The 17316-nt window shown below is 61.2% G+C and carries 13 protein-coding genes; 5 read left to right on the top strand and 8 right to left on the bottom strand.

All coding sequences use genetic code 11. From position 1 onward, the window contains the following. Positions 1–9: 9 nt before the first annotated feature. From ACB037_RS02510 to metK, 3 genes are all read right to left on the bottom strand, one after another. Positions 10–702, bottom strand: coding sequence for an endonuclease (locus tag ACB037_RS02510; protein ID WP_039040144.1), 693 nt, complete (start codon positions 700–702; stop codon positions 10–12). A gap of 73 nt (positions 703–775) precedes the next feature. Further along, on the bottom strand, positions 776–1315 hold the full coding sequence (locus tag ACB037_RS02505; protein ID WP_371174848.1) for a SprT family zinc-dependent metalloprotease: 540 nt from the start codon (positions 1313–1315) through the stop codon (positions 776–778). Positions 1316–1383: 68 nt separating this feature from the next. Continuing rightward, on the bottom strand, positions 1384–2535 hold the full coding sequence (gene metK / locus ACB037_RS02500; protein WP_010673869.1) for a methionine adenosyltransferase: 1152 nt from the start codon (positions 2533–2535) through the stop codon (positions 1384–1386). Between the two features lie 340 nt (positions 2536–2875). On the opposite strand from metK, the gene tkt reads away from it, so the two are divergent. Then, entirely contained in the window at positions 2876–4867 is a 1992-nt protein-coding gene (tkt, locus tag ACB037_RS02495; protein ID WP_201889865.1) for a transketolase, read from the top strand. A 302-nt stretch (positions 4868–5169) separates the two neighbouring features. Next, positions 5170–5769 carry a DUF6680 family protein gene (locus ACB037_RS02490; protein WP_371174847.1) on the top strand — a complete coding sequence of 200 codons (600 nt, stop codon included), beginning with the start codon at positions 5170–5172 and terminating at the stop codon, positions 5767–5769. 74 nt (positions 5770–5843) lie between these two features. Here the strand turns inward: ACB037_RS02490 and ACB037_RS02485 are convergent, their stop codons facing one another. After that, positions 5844–7109, bottom strand: coding sequence for a RidA family protein (locus ACB037_RS02485; protein WP_371174846.1), 1266 nt, complete (start codon positions 7107–7109; stop codon positions 5844–5846). Positions 7110–8179: 1070 nt separating this feature from the next. Between ACB037_RS02485 and ACB037_RS02480 the strand changes: the two genes are divergently transcribed. Together ACB037_RS02480 and ACB037_RS02475 are read left to right on the top strand one after the other, a co-directional pair. Next, on the top strand, positions 8180–9052 hold the full coding sequence (locus ACB037_RS02480) for a hypothetical protein (RefSeq protein WP_371174845.1): 873 nt from the start codon (positions 8180–8182) through the stop codon (positions 9050–9052). Positions 9053–9427: 375 nt separating this feature from the next. Then, on the top strand, positions 9428–9829 hold the full coding sequence (locus ACB037_RS02475) for a hypothetical protein (protein ID WP_324029365.1): 402 nt from the start codon (positions 9428–9430) through the stop codon (positions 9827–9829). A 112-nt stretch (positions 9830–9941) separates the two neighbouring features. Here the strand turns inward: ACB037_RS02475 and ACB037_RS02470 are convergent, their stop codons facing one another. Together ACB037_RS02470 and ACB037_RS02465 are read right to left on the bottom strand one after the other, a co-directional pair. Continuing rightward, a complete protein-coding gene (locus ACB037_RS02470; RefSeq protein ID WP_371174844.1) occupies positions 9942–11066 on the bottom strand; it encodes an anhydro-N-acetylmuramic acid kinase in 1125 nt (374 codons plus the stop codon). A gap of 64 nt (positions 11067–11130) precedes the next feature. Then, positions 11131–12441: a peptidoglycan DD-metalloendopeptidase family protein gene (locus ACB037_RS02465; RefSeq protein WP_124244872.1), complete on the bottom strand. Its 1311-nt coding sequence runs from the start codon at positions 12439–12441 to the stop codon at positions 11131–11133. A gap of 114 nt (positions 12442–12555) precedes the next feature. Here ACB037_RS02465 and tyrS point away from each other — a divergent pair, with 114 nt between their 5' ends. Beyond that, complete coding sequence (gene tyrS / locus ACB037_RS02460) at positions 12556–13755, top strand: tyrosine--tRNA ligase (protein WP_039040151.1); 1200 nt, start codon at positions 12556–12558, stop codon at positions 13753–13755. A 78-nt stretch (positions 13756–13833) separates the two neighbouring features. Here tyrS and ygjK read toward each other — a convergent pair whose 3' ends face one another. Together ygjK and ACB037_RS02450 are read right to left on the bottom strand one after the other, a co-directional pair. Then, positions 13834–16314 carry an alpha-glucosidase gene (gene ygjK, locus ACB037_RS02455; protein WP_371174843.1) on the bottom strand — a complete coding sequence of 827 codons (2481 nt, stop codon included), beginning with the start codon at positions 16312–16314 and terminating at the stop codon, positions 13834–13836. A 183-nt stretch (positions 16315–16497) separates the two neighbouring features. Then, on the bottom strand, positions 16498–17310 hold the full coding sequence (locus ACB037_RS02450) for a helix-turn-helix transcriptional regulator (RefSeq protein WP_371174842.1): 813 nt from the start codon (positions 17308–17310) through the stop codon (positions 16498–16500). Positions 17311–17316 lie beyond the last annotated feature (6 nt).

The following is a 17316-nucleotide window of genomic DNA, read 5'->3' as shown; positions in this document are numbered from 1 at the left end:
CAAATGGGGTTATTGGCACTGCTTTTCAATGAAGGGATTGGTATTGCCCTGCAGCTTGCCGATACGGCGGTTGCGCTCGCACTCCCAGCGATCAGCCGGATACTGCCTGTCCCAGGCTTCGTAAAGCTTGCGCTGCTGTGCCGCCAGACGCAGTCCGTACTGCTGGCTCATGTAGAGGTAGGCGCGGGCGATCTGGCCACGCACCGGCCCCTTGGGCGGCTGCACCTGGCGCTCCTTGAAGTCCACCAGCATCTGGCACTTGCCGTACTGGTTCGGTTTGCCGTTCCAGTCGCTGAAGCGGAAGTTCGCCCGATCGCCGTTCACCTCGCCGATGGCGGGGAAGAGGTTGTGCATGTCTCCCTCCATCCTGTTGAACTCGTCGCTCTTGCCGCAATTCTTGCGACCCCCGTCCTGCCAGCACTGGAGCTGGTGGCCGAACTCCCAGGCGGGCACCACGTGCTCCCATTCGATGCGGGAGGCCCGCTCGGCCTGCTTGCGCGGCAGGTAGCCGCAGCTCTCCCAGTCGGGGGCCATCTTCTTGCCGCTGAACTTGATGTTGCAGCCGCAGTAGAAGGTGACGGGGTGGCTCTGGTAGAGCTTGTTCAGATCCTGCTTGGCGGCGCGAAAGGTCTGGATGTTGTCGGCATGGGCCGGGGCGCTGACCAGCAGGGCCAGGCAGAGGGAGAGCAGAGGGCGAAACATGAATATCCTTGGCAATGAGACAGTTGAATGAAGTAAGCGCGCACCCTATCACAGGAGCGCGACACGGGGTGACTCAATCCGCCGTCGTGTCGCGCTGCCACACCAGGGGCTGGCGACAGCGGCGGCAGTGATAGCGGGCCTCGCCGCGTATCACCTTGTTGTGGCGGCGCACGGAGAGGGGATGCTGCTGGCAGGCGCAGGCATACACGAAGGTGCGCTGGGCCAGCACCCCCAGATCAAAGCTGTGGGTGGTGCTGGGTTCGAGGCCGAACAGCTCCCGCATCACCGACTGCCACTGGCGGCCATGGGGCAGTACCCGGCTCTTGCCGCGCCCCTCTCCCCAGAGCGCATAGACCAGCAGGTGCGCCACCTCGTGGGGCACCACTTCCCTTAAAAACGCCTGCTGATTGGCCTGATAGAGCGCCGGATTGAAACGCAGCTCCCAGGTTTGCAGCCGCGCCGACCCTGCCGCCCGGCTCCGCATGTTGCAATGGACTTGCGGGCGGGGGAAGGTGCGGCCAAGACGCGTTTCGGCCTGCACAAAGCAGGCATCGACGCGTGCGAGCAGCGTCTCGATGAGGGCGGGGTCAAACCGGGTGGCAGTGGCAGGCATGGGATCCTCGGGACAGGACACAAAAGCAAAAGGGGAGCCAGGCTCCCCTTTTATCACAACCTCGAGCCTTACAGGCCAGCGGCAGCGCGCAGCAGCTCGGCCTTGTCGGTCTTCTCCCAGGGGAACTCGTCGCGGCCGAAGTGGCCGTAAGCGGCGGTTGCCTGGTAGATCGGGCGCTTCAGATCCAGCATCTCGATGAGGCCATAGGGGCGCAGCTCGAAGAACTCGCGCACCAGCTTGACCAGCAGGGCTTCGGCCACCTTGCCGGTGCCGAAAGTTTCGACGCTGATGGAGGTGGGCTCGGCCACGCCGATGGCGTAGGAGACCTGCACTTCACAGCGATCCGCGAGACCTGCGGCCACGATGTTCTTGGCCACGTAGCGGGCGGCATAGGCGGCAGAGCGGTCCACCTTGGACGGATCCTTGCCGGAGAAGGCGCCACCACCGTGACGGGCCATGCCGCCGTAGGTGTCGACGATGATCTTGCGACCGGTCAGACCGCAGTCACCCATGGGGCCGCCGATGACGAAACGACCGGTCGGGTTGATGAAGTACTTGGTGTCCTTGTTGATCCACTCGGCGGGCAGCACCGGCTTGATGATCTCTTCGCGCACCGCTTCCACCAGATCGCTGTGGCTGATGGAGTCGCAATGCTGGGTGGAGAGCACCACGGCATCGACACCCAGGATCTTGCCTGCGTCGTCGTAGGCGAAGGTCAGCTGGCTCTTGGCGTCCGGACGCAGCCACGGCAGGGTGCCGTTCTTGCGCACTTCTGCCTGACGCTTCACCAGCAGGTGGGAGTAGGTGATGGGCGCGGGCATCAGCACGTCGGTTTCGTTGGTGGCGTAGCCGAACATCAGGCCCTGGTCACCGGCACCTTGCTCCAGCGGGTCGGTACGGTCGACGCCCTGGTTGATGTCCGGAGACTGTTTGCCGATGGCGTTCAGCACGGCGCAGGAGTCGGCGTCGAAGCCCATGTCGGAGTGGGTGTAACCAATCTCGCGCACGGTGTCGCGCACGATCTGTTCGATGTCGACCCAGGCAGAGGTGGTCACTTCGCCGGCTACCATCACCATGCCGGTCTTGACCAGGGTTTCGCAGGCGACGCGCGCCTTGGTGTCCTGCTGCAGGATGGCGTCCAGCACCGCATCGGAGATCTGGTCGGCGATTTTATCGGGATGGCCTTCGGAGACCGACTCGGAAGTAAACAGCTTTGCCATGTTTGGTTCTCGATTCGTAAGGGTTATCGCCTTGGCCATAACCGGATAATGACAGGATGACTGTAGAGGTATCTACATCTGGACGTCTATTTTAAATAGGTCATCCGGTGATTGCCAGCACTATTTGGGGGTGGAGCCGCCCGGGGCGGGATGGGGAAGGGATCCACCTCCATGGAGGTAAGGCAGGGGGCGGATTGAATCGTTTTCCCCGCCCAGAAAAGCGATTGTGCTCCCAAAGCCACTTTATTCGCCCAGATAATATTTGCACGCCGCGCCCCCTGCTGGGACAATAACGCGCCTTAATCTTGGCCATCAAATGAAGCAATCGCAGGAGATACAGATGCCTTCTCGTAAAGAGCTTGCCAATGCCATTCGTGCATTGAGTATGGATGCCGTTCAAAAAGCCAACTCCGGTCACCCGGGCGCCCCCATGGGAATGGCGGATATCGCTGAAGTGCTGTGGCGCAGCCACCTCAAACACAACCCGAACAACCCCAAGTGGGCCGACCGCGACCGTTTCATTCTCTCCAACGGCCACGGCTCCATGCTGCTGTACTCCCTGCTGCACCTCTCCGGTTATGACCTCTCCATCGACGATCTGAAAAATTTCCGCCAACTGCACTCTCGCACCCCGGGTCACCCGGAGTACGGTTATGCGCCGGGCGTTGAAACCACCACCGGTCCGCTGGGTCAGGGCATCACCAACGCCGTGGGCATGGCGATCGCCGAGAAGGCCATGGCCGAGCAGTTCAACCAGCCGGGTCACGACATCGTTGACCACTACACCTACGCCTTCATGGGCGATGGCTGCCTGATGGAAGGTATCTCCCACGAAGCCTGCTCCCTGGCCGGCACCCTGGGTCTGGGCAAGCTGATCGCGTTCTGGGATGACAACGGCATCTCCATCGACGGTCACGTAGAAGGCTGGTTCACCGACGACACTCCCAAGCGCTTCGAAGCCTACGGCTGGCACGTCATCCCGGCCGTTGACGGTCACAATCCGGAAGCCATCAACGCCGCCATCGAAGCCGCCAAGGCCGAGACCGGCAAGCCGACCCTGATCTGCTGCCGCACCATCATCGGTTACGGTTCCCCGAACAAGTCCGGCTCCCACGACTGCCACGGCGCACCGCTGGGCAATGACGAGATCGCCGCCGCCCGTGCCTTCCTGAAGTGGGACCACGCGCCGTTCGTCATCCCGTCCGACATCGCCGCCGAGTGGAACGGTCAGGAGAAGGGCGCCAAGCTCGAATCCGACTGGGCTGCCAAGTTCGCCGCCTATGAAGCCGCTCATCCGGCCCTGGCTGCCGAATTCAAGCGCCGCACCACTGGCGAGCTGCCGGCCAACTGGGCTGCTGAATCCGCCAAGATCATCGAAACCCTGCAGGCCAACCCGGCCAAGATCGCGACCCGTAAAGCGTCCCAGAACTCCCTGGAAGCCTTCGGCAAGCTGCTGCCGGAATTCATGGGCGGCTCCGCGGATCTCGCGCCGTCCAACCTGACCATGTGGTCCGGCTCCAAGTCCCTGACTCCCGAGAGTGCCGCAGGCAACTACATCCACTACGGCGTGCGCGAGTTCGGCATGTCCGCCATCATGAACGGCATCGCCCTGCACGGTGGTTTCATCCCCTACGGCGCCACCTTCCTGATGTTCATGGAGTACGCCCGCAACGCCCTGCGCATGGCCGCCCTGATGAAGCAGCGCGCCATCTTCGTCTACACCCACGACTCCATCGGTCTGGGTGAAGATGGCCCGACTCACCAGCCGGTCGAGCAGATCGCCTCCCTGCGTCTGACCCCGAACATGAGCACCTGGCGCCCGTGTGATCAGGTAGAGTCCGCCATCGCCTGGAAACACGCCATCGAGCGTACCGACGGCCCGACCTCCCTGATCTTCTCCCGTCAGAACCTGGCCCAGATGGACCGCACCGCCCAGCAACTGGCCGATGCCGCCAAGGGTGGTTATGTGCTGAAGGATTGCGCCGGTACCCCGGAACTGATCCTGATCGCCACCGGTTCCGAAGTGGAACTGGCCGTTGCCGCCTATGAGCAGCTGACTGCGAAGGGCCGTGCCGTGCGCGTGGTCTCCATCCCGTCTACCGACGTGTTCGATGCCCAGTCCGCCGAGTACAAGGCCTCCGTCCTGCCGGCCGCCGTCACCAAGCGTGTGGCCATCGAAGCGGGCATCGCCGACTACTGGTACAAGTACGTCGGTTTCGGCGGCAAGATCATCGGCATGCGCACCTTCGGTGAGTCCGCGCCGGCCGAGCTGCTGTTCAAGGAATTCGGCTTTACCGTGGAAAATGTGGTTGCGACCGCAGAGTCCCTGTAATAGCTGACCATTGGGCCACTCTGGCCCAGTAGCCGGAAAATAAAACGCCCTCCATCGCAAGATGGGGGGCGTTTTTTGTTAGTTCGTCATTGTTTATTTGATAAGGTAATTTATATGGGGTTAGTGTATAAGTAATTTTATCAAATATAAGTTTTAGCATACGTATGATCATATTTTATAAATTGATATAAAGTTAAATATAGTGTGGTGCTGAACAGCATTGTGATATGTTTTTTAATTTATCATGAGTTATGTAATCAACAGAGGTTTAGTATGCTGATAACAATGAGTGACTGGTTGTTATGCTAGCAGTAATTCTTGGTCCTATCTTAGCTGTCCAAATTCAAAAGTTTCTTGATCGTAGATCAGAAGATAGAAATAAAAAAATGGCGGTGTTTCGAGATCTTATGACTACCAGAGCCTCAACTTTAGCATTTCAGCATGTATCGGCTCTTAATATGGTTGGATTAGAGTTTAATGGGCGGAATTATTCGAAGGTTGTAAATGCATGGAAGACATATTTAGATCATCTGAATTCATATCCAAATGATGATGAAAGCATGCAAAAAATTTGGGAGGAAAAGCGAAATGATCAGCTATCTGATCTCTTGTATGAAATGGGTGAGTCCTTAGGTTTTGATTTCGATAAGGTTCATATCAAGAAAGCTGGATATTTTCCAAAGGCGTACGCTGATCAAGAGACTGAGCAAAAATACATCCGAAGTCAATTGGTGGATGTATTTCTTGGTAAGAAGTCTATCCCAATGTCGATTGTTTATTTTCCTAGTGATGATGAGGCTCTAAAAACTCAAAAGGAGCTTCATTGCTTGATGAAGGAGCATTTTGAAGGTAAGCGTTCAATTCCCGTTACAATAAAGGATGAAGTTAACGGAAAGTTGTAATCACAGCTTGTACAGATATAGCTATTACCTGACACCGGCCTAAGCCGGTGTCTTTTCATTATTTAAAGCGAGCTTTAAACCTGCGGCGGGGTACTTTCCGCATTGGACATCACCGCATCAATCTGCACCAGGGCGCCGGCGGGCAGCTCGCTCACACCAATCACGGTGCGGGCGGGCAGATAGGCCGGGAAGTATTGGGTGTAGATGGCATCCACGTCCGCCAGATCCTCGATGTTCTTCACCTGGATATTGACCTTGACGATATCGTCCATCACGTGGCCGATGCTCTCGACGATGGTCTTGATATGGCCGAGACATTGGGCGGTCTGCTCCTTGACACAACCGGTCAGGATCTTGCCGGTAGCGAGATCAACCGGCAGCTGGCCGGCGATGTGGTTGTAGTGGGAGAAGGCGACGGTCTGGGTATGCAGGGGGCTGCGTGGCGCCTTGTCGGTGTTGCGGGCGCTGATCACCAGATTGTGTCTGTCTTCCACCAGCTGTGGCGGGGTGCCGTCACCGTGGGAGATGACCGCATCCATCTGCACCCGGGCGCCCAGCGGCAGGGCGGAGGCCACGATCACGCTGCGAGCCGGCAGGTAGGCGACGGCACGGGCAATGGCGGAGTCCGGGAAGAAGGTGGTGTAGACCTCGTTGACGGCGTCCAGATCGGCCAGGCTGGTCAGATAGACGGTGACCTTGACGATATCGTCAAACGGCACATCGATGCTTTCCAGCACGTGCTTGATGTTGCGCAGGCACTGGCCAGCCTGCTGCTGGATACCACCGGCGACCAGCTGGCCCGATGCGGCATCGACCGGCAGCTGGGCACCGATATTGTTGTAATGGGAGAAGGCGACGCTCTGGCTGGAGAGCGGATCCTGCGGCGCCTTGTCGCTGTTGCGGGAGAGCTTCAGCAGCGGGCAGGGAGCCTGGGGGAAGGTACCTTCGCCGTTGGAGAGCAGGGCGTCCATCTGCACCCTGGCGCCGAGCGGCAGACCGGCCACCGCCAGCACGGTGCGGGTCGGCAGCGAGTGGGGGAAGAATGCCCGATAGACGGCGTTGACGGCATCGAGGTCGGCGATGTCCGCGAGGAACAGGGTCACCTTCACCATGTCCTCCATGCCGTGGCCAATGCTCTGGACGATGGCCTGGATATTGGTGAGACATTGTCTGGCCTGGGCCTGGATATCCCCTGCGACCAGCGCGCCCGTTTTCGGATCGACGGGGAGCTGGGCGGCAATATTGTTGTAGTGGGAGAAGGCCACGCTCTGGGTATAGGGCCCCAGATCCTGAGGCGCATTGGGGGTATTTCTGGCGGATTTGATGATGGTACCACTCATGGCGATACTCCTTTTTCGTTTTTGATGTAGGGTCCGGGCCGCATTGTTCTTCCCTGACCGAATACGGCACGCTGATGACTCGTGATATTGCGGCAACAGTTGCTCGTTCCCGCCGCAGGGCGACGGAGAAAAGGAGAACGATCATCACAGTGTCGAGCCCTGTTTCGATGCAGACAGCGCGTGCAACAGACAAGGGAGAGAAGTTGGCCTAGTGATTCAGACGGGAGAATTCTAGGGGGCGGTTATCCGGAGATGCAAACCGGGATCCTGTTTCTATGAGGTGGCTCAACAGAGTGAAATATATTCATTTTGCGATTCAATTCATGACGGGCATGGCAAATAAAGGTGATGATGATCCCGCTTTACCATGAAAGTGGAACCAGATAGCGCCATATTGTCGCGCAACAGGGTTACAGTCTGTGAATCCTCCGTTAATATTTTTGGCGAAATTGCAGCTTATTCTCCCGGTTTTGCATAGCTATCTATTTATCGCTCTCTCGACGCACTGTTCAGCGCCGCCAAAATATGCTGCGGCGAGCACACTGAAATAACATTCACCCTCTTTGCATGGCAACAGGTCATGACATAAATACGGGAGAAAGAGAGGGCGCTTTTTAGCCCCTGCTGCGGAGGCTGACATGGACGGGTCGCCACACCGCCTATGCCATATCTTTTCAGCGGCGCGAACACAGCCCGCCAGCAGGGCTCATAAGCAAGGGGAGGGGGGCCTTCCCCTTGCCTGCCCCGACTTGCCGCCCCCCGATGCATATCACTCCTGTCATGACCCTCCCTGTGAGGGGCCCCGGAGTCCGCCCTGCTTTGCCGCCCTGGCGTATCCCGCACTCCTTGCGATGCAGCCGGCTCATCTTCCCCGCACCACTCTTATTTGTGTTTTTTGTCATCAACTGCCGTTATTACGACCTGGGTCGGGGTTTGGGTGGATTATTAACTGTATGATTAATAATGAAATCAGGGACCCTGCCGACGAGCAGTACGGATCGGCACTCATCTGCCCGGGAGTGGCACATGCGATCGTATCGCGATTCCCGTCATCTGACTTCGGAGGTTTTATGCTTGGATTCATTCTGGGTGACATGTACAGCCGCACCAGCGGGTTTCGGCCACCCCCCCGCCTAGGCAAGCACTTCCCCCTCGCCCCCGACTATCAACTGCGCGGTCGCACCGGTGCCGCCATCCTGACCATGGAGACCCTGCTCGATACCCCCTATCCCCAGAAGAAGTTCAGGGCCCTGATCTATGGCGCCTTTATCGAGCGCCAGCGTCGCCTCTTTGCCGAGCAGGTGGTCATCGGCCGGATGGAGGAGGGCCAGGACCTGGCGATCGCCATTGATCTCGCCTTTATCAGCACGGCGGTGCCCATCGGTCTGCTCGCCATCTCGGAGGAGATCGCGCTGCTGACCACCCCCCGTCCCACCCAGACCCATCCCCATCAGGCGGCCTTGAGCCAGGCGCTCGACTGCACCGCCATGCTGATGTTCTATGCCAAGGTCATTCGCCAGCGCAATGCAGTGCTTGAGCACATCGGCCACCAGTTCGGCTACAGGCCACAGGCCGGGTTGGTGGCCAGGGTGGGCCACGGCGGGGAAGATGACTATGCCGCCTTCATGGTCAATGTGATGACCTGCATCGCCCATTCGGGCTCCCTCAAAGAGGCGCTGGAGAATGGCGTCAGGATGGGCATGCGCGATCCCGTCTTCTTCTGTATCGTCGGCGCACTGGCCTCGATCCTGTGGGGAGTGCCCAAACCCTGGGCCCATGAGATCTCCCGTTTCATCCAGCGCCAGCACCCCCACTATCTCCAGATCCTGCTGCGGGGCGAAGCCAGGGTGGGCCGCAGACAGATCAACCTGGAGCCTCCCAAACCGCCGCTCTGTGCACCGGTCAAGCGCCAGGTAAACCGCTTCCTGAAGTGGGCCTTCTAGGGCCATGGGAGTGCTTTCGAGGGGCGGGCCCATGGCGCCATCCCATCGGCCCGCCCCTCCTGAGGGTCATCACGGGGCTGTAATCTCACTGACCCCTGATCCCCCGGCTACCTTGCCCATGAGAGGATGGCCAGAAAAGCCAACGGCTGCACGGGGGACAAGGGGCGGGCAGAAGGTGATCCACCTCGCCTTTTGATGTGAACGTCTTTTGATGTTTGGCGCCATACGATACCATGCGCAGCGTGTGTTCCTGTTGGGGGAGGTGCCGCCCATCACCCCGTGGCTGGCTGCTGGTCCGTCATGATCATGGGATGCACAATCCGGGGCCGCCACGGCAACCCCTTATCGCCATAGCCAACAGGACGGAGTATCAGGATGGCCATTGCCATTGAACAGTCGGACAACACACTGAGGGTCAACAAGGATCGCTACGATCTGGGCCGCATCGTCGGTGTGCAGGTAAAAGCACTCGGCTGGATGGATCGGCTCAAGAAGACCTTGTTGCTGGGGATGGTCACCTCCAGTGTGCTCTTTTACTTCACCCCTTCCTACGAGCAGGCGGGCAACTGGCTCATCGTGCTCTTCCTGCCCCTGGTGGGTTTTCTGTCTGGCGCCCTGATGGGGCTGCTCTCCAGCGCGAAATATGAGTTTTGCATCGAATTTTCCCACGCCGACGAGACGGGCGTGCAGTGGATCACCGCCGCCAGGAGTCGGCATGTCGCCGATTATGAGATCTTCAAGGCGCAGGCGGCCAGGTTGAAAGAGCGGCTCGGGTAGGGAGCACAGAGTGACGGGTCTGCGCCATCTGGCGCCAGGCATAACAACAAGCCCGATCAGGTGCACCTGTTCGGGCTTGTTCCATTAGGGGGGAGGGCGATCGGTAAGCGGCTCAGGCGGGATAGAGGGCGCCCAGTACCGCCGGGCGGCTCGCGCCGGTCACCGCAGGCAGGTTGCCCGGCTTTCGCTGGATAAAGCGTTGTGCCAGCCAGGCAAAGGCGGCCCCTTCCACCCAGTCCGGTGCAAGGCCGAGCTGGGCAGTGCTGGTCAGATGCCAGTCGGGCAGCAGGCTGGCCAGCTCCGCCAGCAGCGGGGCGTTGTGGGCGCCGCCGCCGCAGACAAACAGCTCGGGCCGGGTTGGCGTGTCGCTGTGGGCGGGCAACTGGCGGGCGATGCTGTGGCAGGTAAGGGATTGCAGGGTACGCTGCACATCTGCGGGGGCGTATGTGCAGCCGTCCAGCTCGCCATCGAGCCAGTCGAGGGTGAACATCTCACGCCCCGTGCTCTTGGGGGCGGGGGCGGCGAAGTAGGGGTGAGCCAGCAACTGCTCCAGCAGCGCAGGGATAGGCTTGCCGCTGGCGGCCCACTGGCCACCGGCATCATAGCTGTCACCGTGCGGATGGTGGCGGCGATACCAGCCGTCGAGCAGGGTGTTGGCCGGGCCGGTATCGAAGCCATATACCCCTGAACCCGCCCCCCCGTCGGCCTGGCCGGGCAGCACCGAGATATTGGCAATGCCGCCGAGGTTCAGCACCACCCGCAGGGCGCCGGGGCGGGCAAAGAGCGCCTGATGGAAGGCGGGCACCAGGGGGGCCCCTTGACCGCCGAGGGCCATGTCCATGGTGCGAAAATCGGCCACCACGTCGATGCCGGTCAGGGCCGCCAGCAGGGCCGCGTTGCCAATCTGCAGGGTAAAGCCGAGGGCAGGGCGGTGGCGTATGGTCTGGCCGTGACTGCCGATGGCGCGAATCTCCTTGGGAGTCAGCGCCGCCTTGGCGAGCAGGGCCTGGGTGGCGGCGGCAAATTCGCGGGCCACCAGGTTGTCGGCGACCCCCATGCGGTCGATTTCGTTCTCCCCCGGGGTGCAAAGCGCATGCAGGGTGCGAGCCGTATCGGCAGGCCAGGGATGGCAGAGGGCCGCCTCGACCCGCAGTGCATCCCCCTCGATCTGCACCAGCACGGCGTCGATACCATCCATGCTGGTACCGGACATCAAGCCTATATAGCGTTCAGTCATGACAACCCCTTTCAATGATGCGGGGGAACCGTCCGATACCGTGTTCCGCCTTGGTCGACAGCGGTCAGCTGTCGTCGCCGTTGCCCTTGTTTCTGGCCAGTTGCAGCTCGGGGCTGTCCAGCTTGGCCAGCTGGGGCATGGCCTGCGCCTTGAAGCTGGCCAGCGCCCGCCCGCTGAGAGACTCCGCCTGGGGCAGGTTGAGGGTGCGCGGGTTCTTGTGCACGCCGCCCACCACGAACTCATAGTGCAGGTGCGGGCCTGTGACCCGGCCGGTGCCGCCGAGCAGGCCGATGGTCTGGCCCTGCTTCACTCGCTGCCCCTTGTTGACGGTGCGCTTGGAGAGGTGCAGGTACTTGGTCACGTAGTTGCCCGCGTGCTTGATGAAGACGTAGTTGCCGTTGAACTGGTTGTAGCCAGCGGCCACCACGCTGCCGCCGCCCGCCGCCATGATGGGGGTCCCCACCGGCGCCACGTAGTCGATGCCGTTGTGGGGCCGCACCTTGCCGGTGACCGGGTGAAGGCGGCGCGGATTGAAGTTGGAGCTGATGTATTTGAAGTTGACAGGTGCGCGCAGGAAGCTCTTGCGCATCGCCTTGCCGTCCGGGGTGTAGTAGTTGCCATCCGTGTTCAGCACGGCGCGGTAGATGGCCCCCTGGTTGATGAACTCGGCGGCCAAGATGTCGCCGGAGGCAACCCGCTCGTCATCCTGGTATTTGTCCTGGTAGACCACCCGGAAGCTGTCCCCCGGTTGCAGGTCCTGGGCAAAGTCGATGTCCCAGCCGAAGATGGCGGCGAGATCCATGATCTGGTCTTCCGTCATGCCCGCTTCGACGGCGGCGCCCCAGAAGCTGGAGCGGATTTCCCCTTGGGCCACCTGTTCGCGGGTGTCGAGCTCGATCTTCACCGGCCTGGCCACGAAGCCGTCATCCCGGCGGTTCACCTTGAGCGCCTGCTCCAGGCTGTGGGGGTAATAGAGGCTGTGCAGCTCGCCGCCCTTGGTGAGCTTGAAGGTGAGCTCCTGACCGGGTTTGAGCAGGCGCAGGGTATCCGTGCCCTCGAGCTGGTCGATGAGGTGAAGATCCGTGGTACTGAGGCCCAGGCGCTGGAAGATGACCCCCATGTTGTCGCCGCTGCGCACCTTCACCTGTCTGGTGACATAGCGCGGTTTGGGCGGGGTGACGGGCTCGGCCCGTGCCAGCTGCGCCTCCTCGTCGACCTGCTGCTCGACGGCCAGTTCGTTGTCGTTGTCATCGACCCGGGTGGCGACTGCCTGTTCGCTCGGCCAGGCCGCCAGCATCATCACCATGATGCTCAGGATCAGCACCATCTTGCGGTGCCAGTGAGGGAGAGAGTTGAAGGCGTGCCAAAGGACCATGAGAAGCAGACAAAGTTGAACCCGGAAGAAGGTCGGAGTTTACCGCCTTTCCAATTGGCCCGCCATTCCAGTAATATGTCTGGCCCTGTGGAATCGTGATTGGAGAGTCAAAAAATGTCCCAGCTCGAGGTGGCGCTAGCCGAGATCAAGCGCGGAGCGGAAGAAATTCTGGTTGAAGAAGAACTGATCGCCAAGTTGAAGGAAGGGCGCCCCCTGCGCATCAAGCTGGGGATGGACCCGACCGCGCCGGACATCCACCTGGGTCATACCGTGATCCTCAACAAGCTGAAGACCTTCCAGGATCTGGGCCATGAAGTGATCCTGCTGATCGGTGACTTCACCGCCATGGTGGGTGACCCCTCCGGCAAGAACGCCACCCGTCCGCCGCTCTCCGAAGAGGCCATCAAGCACAACGCCCTCACCTATGCCGAGCAGGCGTTCAAGATCCTCGACCCGGCCAAGACCCGCATCGAGTACAACTCCACCTGGCTGAGTGAGCTGGGCGCGACCGGCATGATCAAGCTGGCGGCCAAGCAGACCGTGGCCCGCATGATGGAGCGCGACGACTTCAAGAAGCGCTACAGCAACGGCCAGTCCATCGCCATTCACGAATTCCTCTATCCGCTGCTGCAAGGCTATGACTCGGTCGCGCTGAAGGCGGACGTCGAGCTCGGCGGTACCGATCAGAAGTTCAACCTGCTGATGGGTCGCGAGCTGCAAAAAGATGCGGGCATGGCGACCCAGTGCGTGCTGATGATGCCGCTGCTGGTAGGCCTGGACGGTGTCAAGAAGATGTCCAAGTCCGCTGCCAACTACATCGGCGTGCACGATGCCCCGGGGGAGATGTTCGGCAAGATCATGTCCATCACCGACGATCTGATGTGGAACTACTACGAGCTGCTCTCCTTCCGTCCGCTCGCCGAGATTGAAGAGTTCAAGGCAGGCATTGCTGCCGGCACCCTCAACCCGCGCGACGTGAAGATCTGGCTGGCCAAAGAGATCATCGCCCGTTATCACGATGAAGCGGCGGCCGAAGCGGCCCACGAAGACTTCACCCAGCGCTTCTCCAAGAACGCCATTCCGGACGACATGCCGGAAGTCGAACTGGCACTGGAAGGGGAAGGGCTGGCCATCGCCAACCTGCTCAAAGACGCCGATCTGGTGGCCACCACCTCCGAAGCGCTGCGCATGATCAAGCAGGGCGCGGTGAAGGTCGATGGCGAGAAGCTGGACGATGGCAAGGCCCTCATCGGTGCCGGTACCGCCGTCTACCAGGTCGGCAAGCGCAAGTTTGCCCGGGTGACCGTGAAGTAAGTCGCCACCTGTGGCGCTGCCATAAGAAAGGCCTCCCTTGCGGAGGCCTTTTTGTTGGCTCATTCCTGCAAAGAGGGATCAGCCCTCGGTTTTCAGGAAGTTGCGATAGAGCATGTAGAGGTGGGCCGAGCTCCAGCTGAAGTTGCTGGCCCCCTGCATGGCGCCGGTCTCCGGGTTGTAGTTTTCGCGGATGGGGCCGCTGCCCGCCAGCCCCTCGGCATTGCTAAACAGCTTGTTGACGAGCTGTTGGGCATCGCTGCGATAGCCGTAGTTCTCCAGCCCCTTCACCCCGAAGTAGAACTGATCCAGCCAGACCCGGCCGCGCCAGTAGATGTCGGGGTCGTAGGCCGGGTTGGTCAGCGCCGCCGTGCCGAGCGGCACCTTGGTGTTGAACTCCTGGGCATTGAGCATCACCTCGCGCACCCGCGCCGCCTTATCTTTGTCTGCCACCTCGGCCCAGAGCGGGCTCCACCCTTCCGGGCCACGGCCGCGGGCGGTCAACAGCTTGCCGACGCAGCCGTTGGCGTCGGGCAGATCCCCCTGGGCTATCTGGCGGTCGTAATAGAAGCCGGAGGCCTCATCGAACAGGCAGCTGTTGATGTAATCGGCCAGCTGGGTCGCCCCTTCGCGGTAGCGGCTCGCCTCGTCCGGCTTGCCGAGCAGCTCGGCCATGTCGGCCAGGATGCGCTTCTCCTTGGCGAGGAAGGCGTTGAGCTCCACCGACTCCTGATCGATGGAGAAGCCGATGAGGCTGCCGTCGTCCTGATGGTTTTCAAAGAAGAAGACGTTCCAGTCCTGGCGCGCCTTGGCCATGTCGCCGCCATAGGTCTTGTCGGCATAGCGCTTGAGCTGATCCGGCTCGATAAAGCCGAAGCGGGCGGCGTTGTCCATGCCGGACTCCCAGCCGGCGCCGTGCTGGGCGCCGATATCCATGTCGGCGTAGCCGCCAACGCTCAATACCTGCTGATAGAGCGCCATGCCGGCGCAGCCATACCAGCCATCTCCCTCATCGGTACAGCTCGACAGATCCAGCCCGGCCGGTGCCCCCGTCGGGTACTGCACCTTGAAGGTGATGTTGCCGAACTCGTCGTTGTGCTCGACGTGGCGGGTGGCGCCATATTCGATGATGCCGTTGCGGTTGTTGTCCCGCGCCCGGTACCACCAGTCGTGATAGGCCTGGATCTTCGGGTACATCTCGGCGATGAAGGCCTTGTCCTGGGTGGCGCTGTAGATCTCCCAGATGGCCCAGGCGGAGAGGGGCGGCTTGGTGTCGCGCTCGTTCCAGTTGCCGCCGTCGCCACCGCGATCGGCGAGCTTGTTGTAGAAGACGGCGTCGATCACCATGCCGGCATCCTGCGGCCGAACCGGGTCATCGGCCTGGATCTGGTAGTCATACATGGCGCGCACGTTGTTCTTGGCTACCTCGGGGTTGAAGTGGGCCATGGCGTAAGCGTGCTTCCAGCTGTCCCAGGCCCAGACCCCGTCGAACCAGCGGGCGGTGTTGGAGGGGGTCACCCCGTCGTGCAGGATGGCACCGGCGGGGGAACGCCAGTTGCCGTTGAGGGTCTCCATCGCCTTGACCGCGATGCGCCGCTCCGACTCCGGGATCCCCTGATTGGAGAGGCCGCGCGCCAGGTAATCCTCCCAGCGGCGGATGGAGTCGTCGAAATGGCTGGCTGGGTCGGCCAGCAGCGCCTGGCGGCTCTGCTCGAAGCGACTCGCGTCAGCACTGCTGTGGACATAGCTCTGCAGGGTGTAGATATCCTGCTGGCCCTTGGCGGCCAGGGTGAGGCTGGCCTCGCTCACGTAGCCGAGGCCCTGTTCGTCGAGGGTGGTGCGACTGGGCAGGGTGCGATCGATGCGGTAGCTGGCGCTGCCGCTTTGCATGATGTTCCAGGTGCTGCGCAGTTTGCCGAACTGGAATGCTACGCCGCGCTCGGTCTGGCTGATGGTGCGGGTCCAGGCGGGGTACTGCTCGGCGACCGTCTTGTTGGCATCCCACTGGTTGAGCAGCTCCCCCTGCCAGTTGAGCTTGAGGGTGAGCGGGGCGTCAGTGTGGTTGATGAGGCGGGTGCGAACCAGCGCAGTACGGGCATCGCCGTAGCGCAGCTCCAGCTCCAGGGTGAAGGGGTCGAATTCGAAGCGTTGCACCAGCGCCCCTGGGATGGCGTACAGCGCCTGCTTGCTGGCGCTGGTGAGCGGAAAGGCGCGGCCGCTCTCGTCGCTCAGGGTCAGCTTGTCCAATTCCCTTGCGAAGAACAGGCTGTACTCCTCGGCGATGACCATGGGGCCGGTAAAGCCGCCCCACTCGCTGTCGCTGGCGGGCAGCAGGAAGCCGTGCCAGGCACCGAGATCGAGCAGCGGGTTGTATTTGAGGTTGGCGTAGCTGTCAAAGTCACGGAACTGGAGCGGGGTGCCGCTGCGGTCGATCACGTTCTGATACTGGTTCGCCAGGGTGGCGCTGGGGGCGGCCGGGCTGCTGGAGTCATTGCTGTTGCAGGCAGTGAGGCCGAACAGGGCGACGCTCAGGGTGATGGGTAGTAAACTTTTACGAAACATCTCTCACTCCAATGACAGTATTGTAGGTTAAGGAAGGTGTTTTTTAGTATTTGTTTTAGTGAAAGCGTTTGCGAGAGCCATTATAGGGCGATTTTGACGGGATTATTGGCGCTGTGTCACAGTGCAGGAGGGGCGAGTGTGAGCCGGATCACCCGGTTACACGAGGTTACATAGCTTTATATTTTAGTGATTATTTACTTTTGTGGTGGCAGTCAGTGAGAGAGAGGAGGGGCAGGTACGCAGGTATTGGTGGGGGGTCAGGCCGAACTCCTCCTTGAAGCGCGCGGCAAAGCGGCCGGGGGAGTCGTAGCCACAGGCGAGGGCGGTCTGAAGCGGCGTGAGCCCCTGTTGCAGCAGGGTGAGGGCGTGCCCCAGGCGTATCTGGGTCAGCACCTGGCGAAAGCTGCGTCCCTCGGCGGCCAGCTTGCGGACCAGAGAGGCGCGGCTCATGGCGAAGTGGGTCGCTACCGTCTCGAGCCGGTGATCAAGACCAGGCTCCACGCTGAGGTAACGGGCCAGCCGTTCCCCCAGGGTCATGGTGGTGGCAGGAAAGAGCAGGCCAAGGCCCCCCGCTTCCCTGAGCTCGCCATAAAACCCTTGCAGCAGCTGGGTCTGGGCCGTCTCGCAGAGCTGCCGCTGCGCCATGGTGGTGACGAGATCGAAGCAGAAGGCGAGGGCCGACGTCACCCTGATGGCCGGTGGCTTGAGGAGATCGAGGGGGCTCTCTGCCAGCCACTCGGCCGGTGGCGGGGCCAGCAGGGTGAGCGCCTGGGAGCGAAACGTGCCCTGCTCCGGCTGGTTGACGAAGGTGAGCCGGTGACCCGCCGGGATCAGCAGCCAGCTCTCCTTGTCAAAGGAGAGGCGCTGCTCCCGCCACCACAGCTGCTTGCGGCCCTGCTGCACCCAGATGAGGGTCGGCGCGTAGATGAGCACCCGGCGCAGGGGCTGCTGGCGGATCCCGAAGTAGTGATTCAGTTGCAGCAGGGGCGTGCTCATCGGGCG

Source organism: Aeromonas sp. S19(2024) (assembly GCF_041402625.1).
GTDB classification, from domain to species: Bacteria; Pseudomonadota; Gammaproteobacteria; order Enterobacterales; family Aeromonadaceae; genus Aeromonas; species Aeromonas caviae.
The sequence above is the reverse complement of the archived record's forward strand: the minus strand, read 5'-3'. Positions and strand labels throughout refer to the sequence as shown.